The following is an 18,390-nucleotide window of genomic DNA, read 5'->3' as shown; positions in this document are numbered from 1 at the left end:
GTTTTTACACTTCGTTTTCGATAAGATAAAAACAATTCAACATCACTTGTTAGCTTTATTTGCCGACAATTTTTTTAAAGAAGGTTTTTATGCAAATTGATTTTCCCTATTACGGACAAACTTGTGCGGTCGATGCCGGCGCCACGGTTGCCGATGCTTGCGTTGCGGCCGGCCACCCGCTGGATCTGGTGTGCGGCGGACTCGGCAACTGCGGCAAGTGCCTAACCCTGGTGCAGGAAAACGGCCTTACCTTTGAGGTGCTGGCCTGCCAATATCCGGCTTCCGACGGCATGCACATTCTCATTTCCCCCGATGGGGCTCACAAAAAGATTCTGACCGAGGCGATTGCCTTCGATCCGCTGACTTTCAACCCGCCTGTCACGGCCTACCCTGTCGCCTTCAATGCCCTCAACTTGCAAAGTGACCGCGCCTTTCTGGCATCCATCAATGCGGTCCTTCCTGTCGATCTGCGCTGCGACGATCCCCAAGTCCTTTATGATGCGTATGAAGCCATCCGCCGCACGCCGGGCCCTGTTGTGAACGTGCTGGTCGAGATGCCCCTCGTTCCCATCGAAACCGCACGCAACGCGGCCAAGGCCGCCGGCCATATGCTCGCCGCCGTCCCCTCCAATCATGCCGCATCGATGCTCGGCGCTGCCTTTGATATCGGCACCACCACCGTCGCCGGCTATCTCTACGATCTGGAGAACGGCGCTTGGCTGGCCACCGCTTCGGCCGGCAACGCGCAAAGTGCCTCTGGCGCCGATGTGGTCAGCCGCATTGATGCCGCTGCAAGCGGCCGGGGCGATGCCCTTCAGCAAGCTATTATTGCCACGCTTTCCAAACTTCTGGCAACTTTATGCCAAAAAGCACACGCACAGACACAGAACATCATCCATTTAATCGCCTGCGGCAATACCACCATGCTCCACCTATTCGCCGGTCTGAATCCGAAAGGCCTCGGCCATGCCCCCTTTAAATCTCAAATCACCGGCATGCTCACTTTCCATCCGACCGATCTCGGGCTCCCCCTTCATCCGGCAGCCATCGTTCGACTCCTGCCGCCCCTCGGCGGCTTTGTCGGCTCCGACACCACGGCCCTGCTTGCGGCGCTTCCCAGGCGCGGCGGCAACCACCTGGTGATCGATTTAGGCACTAACGGCGAGCTCGCCGTCGGCAACCGCGAGCACTATACCGTTTGCGCCACCGCCTGCGGCCCCGCCCTCGAGGGAGACGGGCTGACCATGGGCATGCGCGGCATTTCCGGTGCCATCGAGCGCGTGACCTATACCGATCATTTTGCCTGCCAAGTGATCGACGCCCCGCCGGCCAAGGGGATCTGCGGTTCCGGCATCATCGACGCCGTCGCCGCCCTCCTTGACGCCGGCCTGCTTGAACGCAGTGGCCGTTTTGTCACCGGGAATGCGCTTGCCCAAAACCCCAACGCTGCCATGCTGCGAAAAGACGGCCGCGTCACCAGCTTCGTGCTGCTCAGCACTAAAGAAAACGCCGGCGGCCCAGAGATCACCATCAGCCAAAAGGATATCCGCGCGATCCAATTGGCCAAAGGTGCCATCCAAACTGCCACCCAGCTTTTGCTCCGGCATGCCGGTCTCACTCCCAAAGACATCGACACTGTCTATCTTGCAGGTGCCTTCGGCAACTACATCCGCGTCGAATCCGCCCAAAAGATCGGGCTAATCCCCGAATGGCCAAACACTCCGGTGGTCGCTTGCGGCAACGGCGCCGGATCCGGTGCGATTCGCGCCCTGCTTTCCAAGGATGTGCTCCGCGAAATAAATGCACTGCCGGAACATTGCGAGGTGATTAATCTGGCGGAGGATCCAGCCTTTAACGACACTTTTTTAAAATGCACTGATTTGGAGAAAACCTAATAAAAACGACTGCCCGCATTGAAGCGGACAGTCGTTTTTTATTGCCGGGTTATTTTCGGCTTATGCGTCTTTTCGAGCTTTCATGCGATTGATCAGTCCGCCGGCTACCAGCATCTCCCGCTGGCGTTCGGAAATTTCAATGCTCAAAGGATAACTTTCGTTCTTTGTCACATTGGTCAATGTCACACGACCCGTGCCAATGGCGTCAACCGCATCGTCGATTTTCAAGTCGTCGCCGACGGCAATCCTGTCGTAATCTGCCGGATCCTCAAAAACCAGCGGCAAGATCCCATTATTGATCAGATTGTTCTTATGGATACGCGCAAAGGATTTAGCCACCACACCCTTAATGCCCAAGTAAACCGGAGCCAGCGCCGCATGTTCCCGGCTGGAACCCTGGCCATAGTTGGAACCGGCGATGATAAAGCCACCGCCATTATCCTTGGCCCGCTGCGGAAAATCCGGATCGCAGGGCGTCAGACAATAATCTGCCAAATAGGGAATATTGGAACGGAAAGGCAAAAGTTTTGCATTCGAGGGCATGATGTGATCCGTCGTGATATTGTCCTCCACCACGATGAGCGCCTTGCCTTCAACCGTGGCTTTCAGCGGTTTAGCCAGCGGGAAGGGTTTGATATTCGGTCCGCGGATAATCTCGACGTCTTCGCCTTCCGGCGCCGGCGGTACCACGGCATTATCGTTCACTTTGAAGTGTTCCGGCATGACGATCGCCGGAAGTTCCACCTTGCCCAGGGGATTCGTCAGCTTGCCTTCGATGGCGGAAATCGCCGCCGTTTCCGGACTGAGCAGATAAATATCCGCCGAGACTGTTCCGGAACGCCCTTTGAAATTACGATTGAAGGTCCGCAGGGAAACGCCGTCGGTGCAGGGAGCCTGGCCCATCCCGATGCAGGGACCGCAGCCGCATTCAAGCACCCGGGCACCTGTGCCGAGGATATCCGCCAGCGCGCCGTTTTCCGCCAGCATAGTCAGCACCTGACGGGAGCCCGGCGCTACAACCATTTCCACATTTTCGGCCACGGTTTTGCCTTTCATGATAGCGGCAACTTTCATCAGATCAAGATAGGACGAATTGGTGCAGGATCCGATGCACACTTGATTGACCGGCATGCCTTCAAGATCCGCCACCCTTTTCACCGCATCCGGACTGTGGGGACAGGCCACCAAGGGCTCGAGCGCCGACAGATCGATTTTCACCACCTGATCGTATTGGGCATCGGCGTCCGCGGCCAGCGCGACAAAATCGCTTTCGCGGTCCTGAGCCTTCAGGAAGGCCCGGGTCATGTCGTCCGCCGGGAAAATAGAAGTGGTCGCCCCCAGCTCGGCCCCCATATTGGTGATGGTCGCCCGTTCCGGCACCGTCAGCGTCAAGACACCGGGTCCGGCGTATTCAAAGACTTTGTTAACCCCGCCTTTAACGGTGCACTGACGCAACACCTCCAAGATAATATCTTTGGAAGAAACGCCCCCACGCAGTTTCCCGGTCAGCTCGACCCGGACGATTCGGGGCATGGTGATATAATATTCACCACCGGCCATGGCCACCGCCACATCGAGGCCGCCGGCGCCGATGGCGAGCATTCCAATGCCGCCGCCAGTGGGTGTATGGGAGTCGGACCCCACCAGGGTTTGACCCGGCACACCAAATCGCTCGATTTCAACCTGATGACAGATGCCGTTGCCCGGCCGGGAAAAATACACGCCGTGCTTCTTGGCTACCGTCTGGATATAAAGGTGGTCATCCATATTTTCCGGCCCTTCCTGAAGCATGTTGTGATCCACATAAGCTAAGGATCGTTTGGTTTTCACCCACGGCACTTCCATCGCTTCCAGCTGCATATAAGCCATGGTGCCGGTGGAATCCTGGGTCAGGGTCTGATCGATGCAAATGCCAATTTCCGTTCCCTTTTCCATTTTCCCAACGACCAAATGATCGCGGATGATTTTTTCTGTGAGTGTCAGTCCCATTTTTGCTCCTTCTCTTCTACTCGCTTTCAGATTTCAGCGCAAATAACGATTGAATCCGCCCTGATTATACCACAGAGCCATCGGCGGCTCAACGCCATTTTGCGCAGTGAAGTGCATTTAAACCCGGACACTGCAAACGCGCTGCCGATTGCTGTTCAGCTTTTTCTTGACGCACAAAAAATGGGCATTGTCTTTTTCGCCGACGGTCATTTTTTGTGCATTTTTTCAAAGGCAAATGCGTCATTTTTTCACACTTTTTATGAAAATGACATCCCTTTTCATTACAGATATGTTAAAATAATGATAACAATTAACCCGTGTTACAAAATGTCCGCTGTTTAAAAGCCATCTTGGCGCGGTCATGGCGTTATGTATTTTATTGCATCATGTTTGCATCTTCGAAAGGATAATGATCTATGGATAATGCTGTCGCCTTGTATCTCTTTCACAATGGAAACTACCTTCAAAGTTATGAATTTTTTGGCGCGCATCCTGCAGACGGCAAGACCACCTTCCGTCTCTGGGCGCCCAACGCCCGCGCGGTTGCCGTTGTCGGCAACTTTAACGACTGGGATGCGACTGCCAACCCGATGGCCTTGCTGCCGGACTCCGGCGGCGTATGGGCCCTCACCATCGACCGGGATTTAAGCGGTGAGATTTACAAATACTGCATCACACAAATCGATGAAGAAGTCGCGCATAAAGCGGATCCCTATGCCTTTTACGCCGAAGTGCGCCCCCAGACGGCCTCTGTCGTCTGGTCTTTGGATGATTATATCTGGCATGACGACACTTGGCGCGCGGCGCGAAAAGGCCAAACGTCGCAAAATAAGCCGGTCAACATTTATGAAATGCACCTGGGCAGCTGGCGCACCCACGAGGACGGCACCTTCCTGAACTATCACGACTTGGCCGATCAACTTGTCCCCTATTTAAAAGCCATGCATTACACCCATGTGGAATTCATGCCGGTGATGGAACACCCCTTTGATGGCTCCTGGGGCTACCAACTGACGGGTTTCTTCGCGCCGACTTCCCGCTACGGTACGCCCCAGGAACTGATGTATCTGATTGACCGACTGCACCAAAACGACATTGCGGTGATCCTCGACTGGGTGCCCGGTCACTTCTGCAAGGACGCTCACGGCCTTTACAAACTCGACGGCACCAATCTTTACGAAGCCACCGAGCATCCCCAATGGGGCACCATGGAATTTGACTACAATAAAAACGAAGTGGTCAATTTCTTGATCTCCAATGCTTATTATTGGTTCGACTGTTATCATATCGACGGCCTGCGCATCGACGGCGTCGCCAGCATCATCTATTTAAATTACGGCTACGAAAACGAATGGCGGCGCAATAAATTCGGCGGCAACGATTCCTTGGAAGCCGTGGCTTTTCTGCAAAAACTCAACACGGAAATTTTTAAATACTTTCCTTATGCGATCATGGCCGCGGAGGAATCCACCGCCTATCCGATGGTGACCTGGCCGGTGGATCAAGGCGGGCTCGGCTTTAACATGAAATGGGACATGGGCTGGATGCACGACACGCTTTCCTATATGGAAACGGATCCCTATGTGCGCAGTCAGTTTCACAGCAAACTGACGTTTTCAATGGCTTATGCCTTCTCGGAAACCTTTGTGCTCCCGCTGTCCCACGACGAAATCGTCCACGGCAAGAAATCCATCCTCGACAAAATGTTCGGCGATTACGACGGAAAATTCGATCAGATGCGCCTGCTCTACGCCTATATGTACACCCACTCCGGCAAAAAACTCACCTTCATGGGCAACGAAATGGCCCCTTTCATCGAGTGGCGCTATTACGAACAATTGGAATGGTTCATGCTTGACAATCCCAAGCACCGGCAATTCCATCAATTTATTCAAGATCTTAACAAGCATTATCTAAACGAGCCGGCGCTTTGGCAGGAAGACCACAGCTGGGATGGCTTCCAATGGATCGACGCCGACAACGCCAAGCAGAGCATCATCATTTTCCGACGCATGAGCAAGGACCCCCAGGATGATTTGATCATCCTCGTTAATTTTTGTCCCCAGGATTACCCGGAATACGATATCGGCGTTCCCACAGCCAGCACCTATCGCCTGCTCTTTAATTCCGACGACGCAGCCTACGGCGGCAAAGGCACCCCCGTCAAAAAAACAACCAAAGGTAAAAAAGGCGGCTGCCACAATCAACCGTTCACCGCGACACTGCGCGTGCCCGGGCTGACGGCTCTCATTTATAAAGCGGTGAAGCACCGCAAACCCGCCATCAAAAAAACAGCTCGCACCAAAACATCTCGCACCGGAAAGGGGACAGCTAAACGTGCGACACTTCCGACTAAAGCGCCGACCATCCAGCCGGCCGTAAAGGATGACAATCCAAAACCTTTAGTCAAACAAGATAAATCGCCAAAATCTATCGCGAAAATCGACAAGAAAGCGTATAATAAATGAGCTAAATCAAATAATTAAAAAGCTTGCGGTCCGTTTCCTATCGGATCGCCATGCGCCCATAAAGGAGATTTATGATTAAATTCAACCACAAACAATCTGAACATGCAACCATGACCAAAGAGACTTTCAAAAAAGCTTTTATCAAGAAAGTCGAAGAAATTTCCGGTGAAAAGCTGGAGGATTCCACAACGCAAAATCAATATGAAGCACTGGCTCAGCTCGTAATGGAAAATATCACCACCGAATGGGCTCACAATAACAGCCGCAATCGCACCTTCTCGGATAAACAGATTTATTTCTTTTCCATTGAGTTTCTGATCGGTCGCCTGCTGCGCACTTATATCATGAACCTCGGCTGGGATCAAATTGTTCCGGAAGTGCTCACGGAGCTCGGCCTGGATTATGATAAGATCCAAACTCGAGAACATGACCCGGCGCTCGGCAACGGCGGCCTCGGCCGGCTCATGGCCTGCTATCTCGACAGCACTGCTGCGATGAACTTCCCCGGTCACGGCAACGGGATTCGCTACAAATATGGCCTGTTCCAGCAGAAAATCGTCAACAACGAACAGGTTGAAGTTGCTGACAACTGGCTGCGGCACGGCTATCCCTTCGAAATTGCAAAGCCGGAAAATTCCGTGATCGTCAAATTCGGCGGTGATGTTCGCGCGGAAGAAGTCGGCGGCAAACTCGTTTTTATCCACGAAAACTACGAACCCGTGCTCGCCGTCCCCTACGATGTCCCGGTTCAAGGCTATCACAATAAAACCGTCAACTCGCTGCGCCTTTGGAGTGCCGAACCGGTAGAAGACTTCGATCTGAACACCTTCAATCAGGGACATTTCCTCAAGGCCGTTCAGCGCAAATCCGAGGCTGAAGCCATTTCCCAGGTACTTTACCCTTCCGATCACGGTTTCGAGGGACAGCAGTTGCGACTCAAGCAGGAATATTTCTTTGTCTGCGCCGGCCTCAAACGTATTGTCCGCCGCTACAAAAAAGAGCATCACGGTGCCATGGATGGTTTCCAGGATAAAATCTGCATCCACATCAACGATACCCATCCGGCCATGTGCGTTGCGGAGTTCATGCGGATCTTGGTTGACGAAGAAAACTATGAATGGGACGATGCCTGGCAGATGACTGTGGCTTCTATGAGCTTCACCAATCACACCGTATTACCGGAAGCGCTCGAAAAGTGGCCCATCGATATGATGAAAAACCTCCTGCCCCGGGTCTACATGATTATCGAAGAAATCAACCGTCGCTTCATCCTTGAAATGAACAATCAATATCCGGATCAGGAAGCGCGCAATTACGGCATTTCCATTTTAAAAGACGGCCAGGTACATATGGCGCATTTGGCCATTATCGGCTCCCACTCTGTTAACGGTGTGGCTGAGCTGCACACGAAAATCCTCAAGGAAGAAACCTTTAAAGATTTTTATGCCGTTTATCCGGATCGTTTCCACAATGTGACCAACGGCGTGACGCCGCGGCGTTTTCTGATGGCGGCCAATCCCGAGCTGAAAAACTTGATCTGCGACACCATCGGGAATGATTGGACTCAGGCCCAAAACATGACGGCTATCAAAGCCCTCGAAAAATATGCTGATGACGTCGCTTTCCGCGACAAACTTGGTATTGTCAAAAAGCACAATAAAGAACGACTGGCTCGCCACATCAAGGCCACCCAGGGCATCGCCTTGAATCCGAACTCCATTTTCGACGTGCAGGTCAAACGGATTCACGAATACAAACGCCAACTGCTCAATGCGCTGCACATCATGCACGTTTATAATCAGCTGCGTTCCAACCCCAATGCCGATTTCGTACCGAAAACCTATATCTTCGCCGGCAAGGCCGCCCCTTCCTATTACTATGCGAAAGAAATCATCAAACTGATCAACGTCCTATCCGACAAGATCAACAACGATCCGTTAATTGGGGACAAGCTCAAGGTTGTTTTTGTGCCGAACTTCAACGTGTCTTCCGCTGAAATCATTTATCCCGCCGCGGAAATTTCCGAACAGATTTCGACCGCCGGCAAGGAAGCGTCCGGCACCGGCAATATGAAATTCATGATGAACGGCGCGCTCACATTGGGGACGATGGACGGCGCCAATATCGAAATCGCCGAGCACGTGGGCATGAGCAATATTTTCACCTTCGGCATGTCCGCCGATGAAGTAGCAGGCTACAACCACAACGGCGGCTATCGCTCTCTGGATATTTATCAAAGCGATTCCCGAATTCAGGAAATTTTAAATCAACTGATTGATGGCTTCCTGGGAGGCGTCAGCTTCCAGACGATTTACGATTCGCTGCTTTTGGGCAACGATACCTATTACGTGCTCAAAGATTTTGCTTCCTATGCGGATATTCAGCAGCAAGCCAGCCAAGCCTATTGCAACCGGGATGCCTGGCTTGCGCGGGCGACGATCAACATCGCCAACTCCGGCATCTTTTCGTCCGACCGCTCCATCGCCGATTATCAGAAAGAAATTTGGGATATTGCATCCTCTCATTGACAATCACATACCGCACTTTTTTCACACAAACTATTGTGTCTTTAAAGCCGGTTTTTCAAAATTCAAACAACAGCCGCCCGTTCGGCGGCTGATCGATTAATCACCCAATGGCTTATTGCAACCTCCTTCCGGAGAGACAAAGGAGAATATTATGAGTATTGAATGTGTCGCCATGCTGTTAGCCGGCGGACAGGGCAGCCGCTTGAAGGCCTTAACGGCCAATAATGCCAAACCTGCAGTTTTATTCGGGGGAAAATACCGTATCATCGACTTTCCGTTGAGCAATTGCATGAATTCAGATATCGACGTTGTCGGGGTGTTAACACAATACCGCCCCTATATTTTAAATAACTACGTCGGCGACGGCTCGGCTTGGGCTCTTGACAAAGTCAACGGCGGTGTGCGCATTCTTCCGCCTTACATGGGGCAGAAGGGCGGCCACTGGTACAACGGCACCGCAGACGCCATCACCCAGAATATCGACTTCATCGACCAGTTCAATCCAGAATATGTTTTGATTTTGTCCGGCGACCACATTTATAAAATGGATTATTCCAAGATGATCGCCTACCACAAGAAAAAGCAGGCCGATCTGACCATGGCCGTGATGAATGTACCCTGGGAAGAAGCCAACCGCTTCGGCATCGTCGTAACCAACGACGAACAGCGCATCCAAAACTTCCAGGAAAAACCGGCCGAACCCAAAAGCAATAAAGCTTCAATGGGGATTTATGTCTTCTCCTGGCCGGTATTGCGCAAAGCGCTTATCGAAGACGCCGAGGATCCCAACTCAGAAAACGACTTTGGCAACAACGTGATCCCCGCGCTGCACGAACAGGGCAAGCGCATCTTCGCTTATACCTTCTCCGGTTATTGGAAAGACGTCGGGACCATCGAAAGTTATTTTGAAGCCAACATGGATTTGCTGGACGAATCCTGCAACTTCGATCTGACGGATCCGGATTTCCGCATCTTCTCCAACAATAACAGCCGCCATCCGCAGTTTATCGGGCCTTATGCCAATGTGCAAAATTCTCTGATCTGCGACGGCTGCGCCATTTTCGGCCAGGTAGAGCATTCTGTCTTGTCCCATGATGTCACCATCGGCGAGCACACGATTATCCGCGACTGCATCATCCACACCGGCGCTCAGATTGAAGACGGCGCCCATCTGGAACGCTGCATCGTCAGACCCAGCGGCATCGTGAACGGCGATACCCGCATCGTCGCCGCAGAATCGGACGATCCCATGGATATTCACGTCATCAACGCTTAAGGAGGCTGCGAGATGAAAAACACAATCGGATTTATCTTAAACATTGACGGCGACAACACGGACCTCGGCGAGTTAACCGAACACCGTTCCATGAGCACCCTGCCTTTCGGCGGACGCTATCGCCTGATCGACTTCACCCTTTCAAACATGATCAATTCCGGTATCAACCATGTGGGCGTTGTCGGCTCCTACAAATATTCTTCATTGATTGATCACCTCGGAACAGGCAAAGAATGGTCGCTGTCCCGCAAGACCCAGGATCTGTTGATCCTGTCTGGTTATTCCTCGGTGCGCTACGGCGACACGGTTAAAATCTCGGTCCGCGACCTTTACAATAACCGCATCTTTTTAACCCACGGCTCCGACATCACCGACATCATCATCTCCGCACCCAATTTGGTCACATCCTTTGACTTCAACGCAGCCTACCGCATCCACAAGACCAACAATGCCGACGCGACGATGATTTTCAAAAAGAACCGCCCAAGCTATGAACTCAAAGCCAACGACGCCTATCTCGACTTCGACAAATACCGCATCAACACCATCCATTATCAGGACAACGAAACCACTAATTATGTCTACGCCGACATGATGATCATTAAAAAGCAGGTGCTTTTGGATCTGCTCGAAACCGCCAACAACATGGGTGAATGGGATTTGATGGACGTCATCACGGATAATCTCAACACCCTGCGCATTTTCGGCGCGCCCCACACCGGCTATTTTGCCCGGATCAGTTCGATGCGCCGCTTCCGCGAAGTCAACAGCGACCTGCTGGATTTCGACGTGATGAAAGAGCTCTTCCTCAGCGATGCCCAGATCTACACCAAGGTAAAAGACAATCATCCGGCGCATTACGGCATCACGGCCCATGTGGACCACGCCATCGTCGGCTCAGGATGTACGGTCAACGGGGTTTTGGATCACGCCATTTTATTCCGAGATTCGCTGGTCGGTGAAAATTCACGGATCGAAAACTGCATCATCATGCAGCATGCCACCATCGGCCGCAACGTCACTTTAAAACATGTCATCCTGGATAAAAACTGTTCGATCCGCGACAACGTTTCATTAACCGGCACCAAAGATAATCCCATTATTCTCGGAAAAGGAAGGAGTCTTTAATCATGGCTAAAACCGATAAACTCAAAATTTTATTCGCCGCATCGGAAGCCTTTCCCTTTGCGAAAAGCGGCGGACTCGGGGATGTGATCGGTTCGCTTCCCCGAGCCTTTCCACCAGATCAGACCGATGTGCGTGTCGTCATTCCCAAATATGGCAGCATCCCAGATACCTATGCGCGCCAGATGACTTTCATCGATTCGTTTTATGTGCACATCGGCGACCAAGATCAATACGTCGGCATCTTTTCTTACAAGGTCGATAACGTCACCTTTTACTTCATTGATAATGAGTACTACTTTAAACGGCCGGGGCTTTATGGTTATTATGATGAGGCAGAGCGCTTCGTCTATTTCTGCCGGGCCGTGCTGGAATTCATTCCCTATGTTGATTTTTATCCGAATGTGCTCCACTGCCACGACTGGCAGACCGCGCTTATTCCCTATCTGTTTAAAGAGCAGTATCAATGGCATTATCAGAATACCAAAACGGTCTTTACCATCCACAACATCAAGTTCCAGGGCGTCTACGGCTTCAGCGATATCTCGGGCATCCTCAACTTCGACTATTTTCCCGACGCGATGGAATTTTATAAAGACATCAACTTCATGAAAGGCGCGCTTTATTCGGCCGATTTGGTGACCACGGTCTCCCCCAGCTATGCCGAAGAAATCAAAGATCCCTACTACGGCGAGCATCTGGACGGCGTCATTCGGGATATCGATTGGAAGGAGCTCGGTATCTTAAACGGGATCGACGACAAGGAATACAATCCGCAGACCGATCCCCATATCTGGAGCCACTACACCACGTCCTACGTGAAGAAACTCGAAAATAAGAAGGCGCTGCAGGAACACATGAACCTGCCGGTGAATAACAGCAAGCCCATCATCACGATGATCACCCGCCTGACGGAGCAAAAAGGGCTCGATCTGATGGCTGCTGTGATTCACGAAATTTTGCAGATGGATCTGCAGATGATCGTCCTGGGCACCGGCGAAGCCCGCTACGAAAACATGCTGCGGGAAGTGGCCTATGCCTATCCGGACAAAATGCGCGCCTGCATCACCTTTGATGAAGACCTCTCGCGCAAGCTTTATGCCGGGTCGGACATGTTCCTCATGCCGAGCAAATTCGAACCCTGCGGCTTGTCACAGATGATCGCCATGCGCTATGGCGCGGTTCCCATCGTTCGGGAAACCGGCGGCCTGAAAGACACCGTTCATTACTTCAACAGTGAAGACAAAACGGGCAACGGCTTTTCTTTCGCCACCTACAACGCCCATGATATGCTTTTTACCATTCAGAAGGCCGTCGGCCTCTTTTACGACGAAAAAGATGATTGGAAGACGCTGACCCACAACGCCTTGAAGAGCGATTTTAACTGGCGGCATTCGGCGGAAACCTACCTCTACCACTATAAGAAAATCTGCGGGAAACTTTAATGTATTTTAAACACGACTCATTTGATTTAAAATTCCGAGAGCCCTTTGGCGCATTGCCAAGCGGCTCTCGCGTCACGATCAGCGTCGAAGCGCAGGACGTGATGAATATCCAGGTGCATACCTTCTTTAAAGAAAGAGAACACCATTTCGATCTTTTGCCCGGACACGCGGATGGCACCTTCACCTGTTCCATCGAAATGCCCAAAGATGTCGGCCTTTTTTGGTACGACTTCAGCTTTGACGCCTTCAATAAACACTATTACTACGGTCCCCACGGGGACAATATGGGCGGCGAAGGCCGCATTTACGAAACCAGTCCGCCTTCTTTCCAGATCACCCTTTACGACGACTGCCGCAAAGTGCCCGAATGGTACACCGACGGCATCATGTATCAAATTTTCCCGGACCGTTTTGCCAAAGGCAAGGACATCGCCCCCGAATATTTCCCCAACTCCCTGATTCACGGCAGCTGGAACGATTCCCCCCATTATTTTCGCCGGGAAGACGGCGCCATCGCTTATTGGGATTATTTCGGCGGCAATCTCGCCGGCATCACCGAAAAGCTGGACTACCTCAAACAATTTCATGTCACCATTCTCTATCTCAATCCGATTTTCGAGGCCAACAGCAATCATAAATACAATACGGCCGACTACAGCCGCATTGCCCGGGAATTCGGCGACGAATCCAGCTTTAAAACCCTGTGCCGCGAAGCGAAAAAGCGCGGCATGCACATCATTCTCGACGGGGTTTTCTCCCATACCGGCGACGATTCGATCTATTTTAACAAATATGGCCATTATCCCGGCACCGGTGCCTATCAATCCAAGAAGTCCCCCTATTATTCCTGGTATCGCTTCAGCGATTATCCCGACGAATACGAATCCTGGTGGGGCATCGGCAATATGCCCAATGTGGAAGAGCTCGACCCCGCCTATCAGGCTTATATCTTCGGCGATGATAACGCTATCGTGCGCAAATGGACCCGAGCCGGCGCCGCCGGCTGGCGCCTCGACGTGGCAGACGAACTGCCGGACGCTTTTATCGAGGGCCTCAAAACGGCTTTGATGGAAGAAGGCGAAGAACATGTGCTCATCGGTGAGGTTTGGGAGAACGCCAGCAATAAAATTTCCTACGGCGTGCAGCGCCAATACTTCATGGGCCGCGAACTCGATTCGGTAATGAATTATCCCTTCCGGGAAGCCTTTGTGGATTTTTTTCTCTACAAAATCACGTCGGGGGAAACCATGCGCCGTATGATGTCCCTCTACGAGACTTATCCCCGGGGGCAATTCATGGCCAACATGAACCTCATCGGCTCTCACGATCGCGCCCGCATTTTAACCGTGCTTTCCGGCGTGACGGGCTTTCAGATGTCGGAAGCCGGCAAAGAAGCCTTTCATTTAGCGCCGGATCAGCGGCTGCTTGCCGTGAAGCGGCTCAAGCTTATCAGCCTGGTGCAGATGACGTTTCCCGGGGTGCCCTGCATTTATTACGGCGACGAAGCCGGCATGGAGGGCTTCGAAGATCCCTATAACCGCGGCCCTTATCCCTGGGGCCGCGAAGACCGGGAGCTCATCACCTGGTATCAAAATATCACGCGGCTGCGCGCGAGGAACAAGCCCCTTGTCCGCGGACGCTTTTACCCCATGGCCTCCGATGACGACCTTTTGGTGTATCTGCGCATTTATAAGCAAACGGTCGTCCTGTGCGCGTTCAATCGCTCCGACTCCGAATATAAAACCTATAAACACGCGAGTCTTCACGGCAGAATCGGCCGGGATTTGCTGGGCCACCTCTGGGAAAAACTGGATGGCATCACCCTTGCCCCGCTGACCGCCAAAATTTATCGTCTGCAGACACCTGCGCACACCTTGTTTAAAAACGACAGGGAAATCCAGGGCCTGCTGAGCAATTACGAAGTCTAAGAACAACCTATCAAAACAAAAAACGGCGCTGCCATATCACTGGCAATGCCGTTTTTTCTATTTATTTATACCCGTGCCGATGCCGTTAACCAAAAGCAAACAGGCGATTGCTCAAGAAAGACAGGAAAAAATGACTGGCCTTTTCCGCCGCGGCAAAACGCCGGCAGCTGTCGTCCCACTGCGCATAAGACAAGCCGACGTCCTCTTTAAACACTGCCTCGTCCCAATACTGCGCCTTGATTCGGTGATTGATGGCACCGGATCCGGGATAGCAAACCAGACGCATACGCGCGTCGGCGTGCTGATACACTTTTGAAATGCCCGCACACAAGCGGCAGATCCGGCTGAGCATTCGCGAGGCATCCATCGGCCAAAGCGCGGTCACCTCTTCCAAAAACACCCGGGCCTGACGTGCCTGTTCCGCTGTCAGATCCAGCAACATGTCGTCCTCGCTGCCCACCGGTGTCGCGATGGGCCCATTAGGATCGGCCAGCTGATGAAAGGCCGTCGGCAAAAACACATAGCGGATAAAGCCCAGCAATCTCTCGGGCTCATCATAGCACGCCCAATGATTGTCGAAATACCCGGTTTGGCGATTCTCGATTTGGATGTGCACAAAAATCGGCAGCCGCCCCGGCTTCCCGCTGGCAAAATTGCCCTGCCAAAGATCTTTTCGGTCGAGCATGGCTTCCCAGTAAACCTGTGATCGATAAACGCTCATGACATTGATTAACGGGAATAGAATTCGATGACCAGCTGATCCTCCACATCGATGGGAATTTCTCCCCTTTCAGGCAACCGCTCATAGGTGCCGCTGAATTGATTTTCATCCACACACACATAGGGCACCGCCGCGCCGGCATTATCCTGAAAATTGGCTTTAAACATCTCATTACTGCGTGATGCCTGCTTCAGGCTGATGGTGTCCCCGGGGCGCACCTGATACGAGGGAATGTCCACCCGCCGACCATTAACCAAAATATGGCCATGCCCCACCATCTGTCTCGCCTGAAAAATGGTTGAAGCAAAATGCATGCGCAACACCAGATTATCCAAACGGGATTCCAATGACCGAAACAAATGCAAAGAGGTGGTACCTTCCCTTTTAAACGCATCCTCATAATAACGGCGCATCTGCTTTTCCCGGATATTGTAATACGCTTTGACCTTTTGTTTTTCATTCAGCTGCTGGCTGTATTCCGAGGGTTTCCCCCGGCGCCGTTCGCTTACTTTGCGATCAAGCGCTTTCGGATTGCCATATAAATTCACACCAAATCGGCGGCATTGTTTAAATCGTGGTTTTCTTTTTTGTCCCATGCTCCATTCCTTTCTTTTATTCATCATGTTCGTCAGTCAATAAAACAACTTATATTAATTTTGACGAACCTATATTATCACAAAAGTTAGCCATAGCAAATATATTTCGATGAAAAAATAACGCATTTTTCATTTTGTTCCGCTCCTTTTCCGACATATCATCGCAAAGCCAATGGATGAAATTAGCCATTACTCGTATTTAATTGATACAATCTTCGATTGATATAAATTTGACAACCTTTTAAGAAACTTTTATGCTATAATGACAAAATACAAAATTCTTTAGTAAAGTGAGGCGAAACTATGAGGACATCTCTGTTAATTTCACTTGCGTTGGGGGCTGTTGCTCTTCTCTTTGCCGGCTATTTGGCCGCTTGGGTTTCCAAAAGAGAGGCAGGGACCGATCGGATGAAGGATATTGCTTCTGCAATCAGCGAGGGGGCGCACGCATTCCTTTTTTCCGAATATCGCATTCTCGTCGTTTTTGTACTGGTCTTATTCTTCGGCATCGGTCTGGGTATTGGCAGCTGGATGACAGCTGTTTGCTTCGTATTCGGTGCCCTCTTCTCGGTTTTAGCTGGTTATTTTGGCATGAGCGTGGCTACCAAGGCCAATGTGCGCACCGCCAACGCCGCTAAAACCCACGGCATTGTACAGGCCTTACAAACCGCTTTTTCCGGCGGGGCTGTCATGGGGCTCTGCGTTGCCGGCTTTGGGATCTTCGGCATTTCGGCACTGTATCTGATCACCGGCAATGTCGATGTCCTCTTCGGCTTTAGCCTGGGAGCCTCTTCCATCGCGCTGTTTGCCCGTGTCGGCGGCGGGATTTACACCAAGGCAGCCGATGTCGGTGCCGACCTTGTCGGTAAAGTTGAAGCCGGTATTCCGGAAGATGACCCGAGAAACCCCGCGGTTATCGCGGATAATGTCGGTGACAATGTCGGTGACGTTGCCGGGATGGGCGCCGATCTTTTCGAATCCTATGTTGGTGCAGTCATTTCCGCCATGACGCTGGGCGTTGCTTTTTTCCATCAGGCCGGACTGGTGTATCCGCTGATTTTTGCAGCTGTCGGTCTGCTCGCTTCCAGCATCGGCATTCTGGCCGCCCGCACCAGCAAAAATAATAACCCTCAGGTTTCGCTGAATATCGGAACCTACGTCTCCAGCATCATCGTCCTGGTGGTCGCTTTAGTGCTCAGCAAACAATTCTTCGGCGGTTATCATCAGGCGTTTGCCATCATTGCCGGTTTGGTTGTCGGTGTGCTCATCGGAAAGCTGACGGAGTATTACACCTCCGATACTTATAATCCGGTTAAAGAAATTGCCCGCGAATCGGAAACCGGTTCGGCGACCACCATTATTTCCGGGATGGCTATTGGGATGAAATCCACCGCGTTTCCGATCCTGCTCATCTGCATCGCAACCTTCATCGCTTATCAGACTGCCGGTCTGTACGGGATTGCGCTGGCTGCGGTCGGCATGCTTTCCACCACAGCTATGACCGTTGCGGTCGATGCCTACGGCCCCATCGCCGATAACGCCGGCGGAATCGCTGAAATGTCCGCTCTTGAAGAAGGTGTCCGCAGCATCACCGACCGTCTTGATTCACTGGGCAATACCACGGCCGCCATGGGGAAAGGCTTTGCCATCGGATCTGCTGCGCTCACAGCACTCGCACTTTTCGTTTCTTACGCCCAGGCGGTTGGCTTAAAATCCATCAACATTCTGGACAACCGCGTCACCATCGGCCTGCTCATCGGGGGCATGCTGCCCTTCCTATTCTCGGCTTTCACCATGTCTTCGGTTTCCAAATCGGCATCGACCATGATTGAAGAAGTCAGAAGACAGTTCCACGAAATGCCTGGCATCTTGGAAGGGACCGTCCGTCCGGATTATAAAAAATGCGTGGCCATCGCGACCGGTGCCGCCCTTAAGCAAATGGTCGTTCCGGGCCTGCTCGCGATCATTTCGCCGTTACTCATCGGCCTGCTGCTCGGACCCAAGGCACTCGGCGGCCTGCTCTCCGGGGCACTGATCACCGGTGTGGTCATGGCCATCTTCATGTCCAACTCCGGCGGTGCCTGGGACAATGCCAAAAAATTCATCGAAAACGGCGCCCACGGCGGCAAAAACAGCCCGGCCCACAAGGCTTCTGTGGTCGGCGACACCGTCGGCGATCCGTTCAAGGATACTTCCGGGCCGTCCATCAACATCCTGATCAAATTGATGACGGTGATCTCTCTCGTCTTTGCGCCTTTGATTATGGCTGTCGGCGGCATTCTCTAAAAACAGAATTCAAAAAGCTGTGTCTTTCGACACAGCTTTTTGATTGTGCGAACCGCCCGATTCCAATCAAAGTCACCCGCACATACATTATAGTGTACGACGTTCCTTCACACAAAAAAGGCAGCATGCATCA

Annotated in this window: 11 protein-coding genes; 8 read left to right on the top strand and 3 right to left on the bottom strand. The window is 52.0% G+C overall.

Features of this window, described 5'->3' with window-relative positions; genetic code table 11:
• Positions 1-89 precede the first annotated feature (89 nt).
• Positions 90-1,895, top strand: a complete 1,806-nt coding sequence (locus tag HMPREF0721_RS01540) for an ASKHA domain-containing protein (protein ID WP_006597761.1) — start codon at positions 90-92, stop codon at positions 1,893-1,895.
• A 60-nt stretch (positions 1,896-1,955) separates the two neighbouring features.
• Here HMPREF0721_RS01540 and HMPREF0721_RS01535 read toward each other — a convergent pair whose 3' ends face one another.
• Positions 1,956-3,884, bottom strand: coding sequence for an aconitate hydratase (locus HMPREF0721_RS01535; RefSeq protein WP_006597760.1), 1,929 nt, complete (start codon positions 3,882-3,884; stop codon positions 1,956-1,958).
• A gap of 416 nt (positions 3,885-4,300) precedes the next feature.
• Between HMPREF0721_RS01535 and glgB the strand changes: the two genes are divergently transcribed.
• The 6 genes from glgB (at position 4,301) to HMPREF0721_RS01500 (ending at position 14,654) form a co-directional block, all read left to right on the top strand.
• Entirely contained in the window at positions 4,301-6,352 is a 2,052-nt protein-coding gene (glgB, locus tag HMPREF0721_RS01525; protein ID WP_006597758.1) for a 1,4-alpha-glucan branching protein GlgB, read from the top strand.
• 71 nt (positions 6,353-6,423) lie between these two features.
• Positions 6,424-8,880 carry a glycogen/starch/alpha-glucan phosphorylase gene (locus HMPREF0721_RS01520; RefSeq protein ID WP_006597757.1) on the top strand — a complete coding sequence of 819 codons (2,457 nt, stop codon included), beginning with the start codon at positions 6,424-6,426 and terminating at the stop codon, positions 8,878-8,880.
• Between the two features lie 148 nt (positions 8,881-9,028).
• Positions 9,029-10,156 (top strand): glucose-1-phosphate adenylyltransferase, encoded by a 1,128-nt coding sequence (locus tag HMPREF0721_RS01515; protein WP_050787005.1) that lies wholly within the window; start codon positions 9,029-9,031, stop codon positions 10,154-10,156.
• 12 nt (positions 10,157-10,168) lie between these two features.
• On the top strand, positions 10,169-11,284 hold the full coding sequence (gene glgD, locus HMPREF0721_RS01510) for a glucose-1-phosphate adenylyltransferase subunit GlgD (RefSeq protein WP_006597755.1): 1,116 nt from the start codon (positions 10,169-10,171) through the stop codon (positions 11,282-11,284).
• A gap of 2 nt (positions 11,285-11,286) precedes the next feature.
• On the top strand, positions 11,287-12,726 hold the full coding sequence (gene glgA / locus HMPREF0721_RS01505) for a glycogen synthase GlgA (protein WP_006597754.1): 1,440 nt from the start codon (positions 11,287-11,289) through the stop codon (positions 12,724-12,726).
• A complete protein-coding gene (locus HMPREF0721_RS01500; RefSeq protein ID WP_006597753.1) occupies positions 12,726-14,654 on the top strand; it encodes a glycoside hydrolase family 13 protein in 1,929 nt (642 codons plus the stop codon). The genes glgA and HMPREF0721_RS01500 overlap by 1 nt, the downstream gene beginning before the upstream one ends.
• A gap of 85 nt (positions 14,655-14,739) precedes the next feature.
• On the opposite strand, the gene HMPREF0721_RS01495 is transcribed toward HMPREF0721_RS01500, so the two are convergent.
• A complete protein-coding gene (locus HMPREF0721_RS01495) occupies positions 14,740-15,375 on the bottom strand; it encodes a hypothetical protein (RefSeq protein WP_006597752.1) in 636 nt (211 codons plus the stop codon).
• A gap of 8 nt (positions 15,376-15,383) precedes the next feature.
• Positions 15,384-15,971: a 30S ribosomal protein S4 gene (gene rpsD, locus HMPREF0721_RS01490; protein WP_040639826.1), complete on the bottom strand. Its 588-nt coding sequence runs from the start codon at positions 15,969-15,971 to the stop codon at positions 15,384-15,386.
• Between the two features lie 303 nt (positions 15,972-16,274).
• On the opposite strand from rpsD, the gene HMPREF0721_RS01485 reads away from it, so the two are divergent.
• A complete protein-coding gene (locus HMPREF0721_RS01485) occupies positions 16,275-18,257 on the top strand; it encodes a sodium-translocating pyrophosphatase (RefSeq protein ID WP_006597750.1) in 1,983 nt (660 codons plus the stop codon).
• Positions 18,258-18,390 lie beyond the last annotated feature (133 nt).

The sequence above is a fragment of the Pseudoramibacter alactolyticus ATCC 23263 genome, assembly GCF_000185505.1.
Taxonomy (GTDB): domain Bacteria; phylum Bacillota; class Clostridia; order Eubacteriales; family Eubacteriaceae; genus Pseudoramibacter; species Pseudoramibacter alactolyticus.
The sequence above is the reverse complement of the archived record's forward strand: the minus strand, read 5'-3'. Positions and strand labels throughout refer to the sequence as shown.

Bases quoted from the DNA above. Each gene is read 5' to 3' on its own strand.
- HMPREF0721_RS01540 (WP_006597761.1), top strand. From the start codon at position 90: ATGCAAATTGATTTTCCCTATTACGGACAAACTTGTGCGGTCGATGCC.
- HMPREF0721_RS01535 (WP_006597760.1), bottom strand. From the start codon at position 3,884: ATGGGACTGACACTCACAGAAAAAATCATCCGCGATCATTTGGTCGTT.
- glgB (WP_006597758.1), top strand. From the start codon at position 4,301: ATGGATAATGCTGTCGCCTTGTATCTCTTTCACAATGGAAACTACCTT.
- HMPREF0721_RS01520 (WP_006597757.1), top strand. From the start codon at position 6,424: ATGATTAAATTCAACCACAAACAATCTGAACATGCAACCATGACCAAA.
- glgD (WP_006597755.1), top strand. From the start codon at position 10,169: ATGAAAAACACAATCGGATTTATCTTAAACATTGACGGCGACAACACG.
- glgA (WP_006597754.1), top strand. From the start codon at position 11,287: ATGGCTAAAACCGATAAACTCAAAATTTTATTCGCCGCATCGGAAGCC.
- HMPREF0721_RS01500 (WP_006597753.1), top strand. From the start codon at position 12,726: ATGTATTTTAAACACGACTCATTTGATTTAAAATTCCGAGAGCCCTTT.
- HMPREF0721_RS01495 (WP_006597752.1), bottom strand. From the start codon at position 15,375: ATGAGCGTTTATCGATCACAGGTTTACTGGGAAGCCATGCTCGACCGA.
- rpsD (WP_040639826.1), bottom strand. From the start codon at position 15,971: ATGGGACAAAAAAGAAAACCACGATTTAAACAATGCCGCCGATTTGGT.
- HMPREF0721_RS01485 (WP_006597750.1), top strand. From the start codon at position 16,275: ATGAGGACATCTCTGTTAATTTCACTTGCGTTGGGGGCTGTTGCTCTT.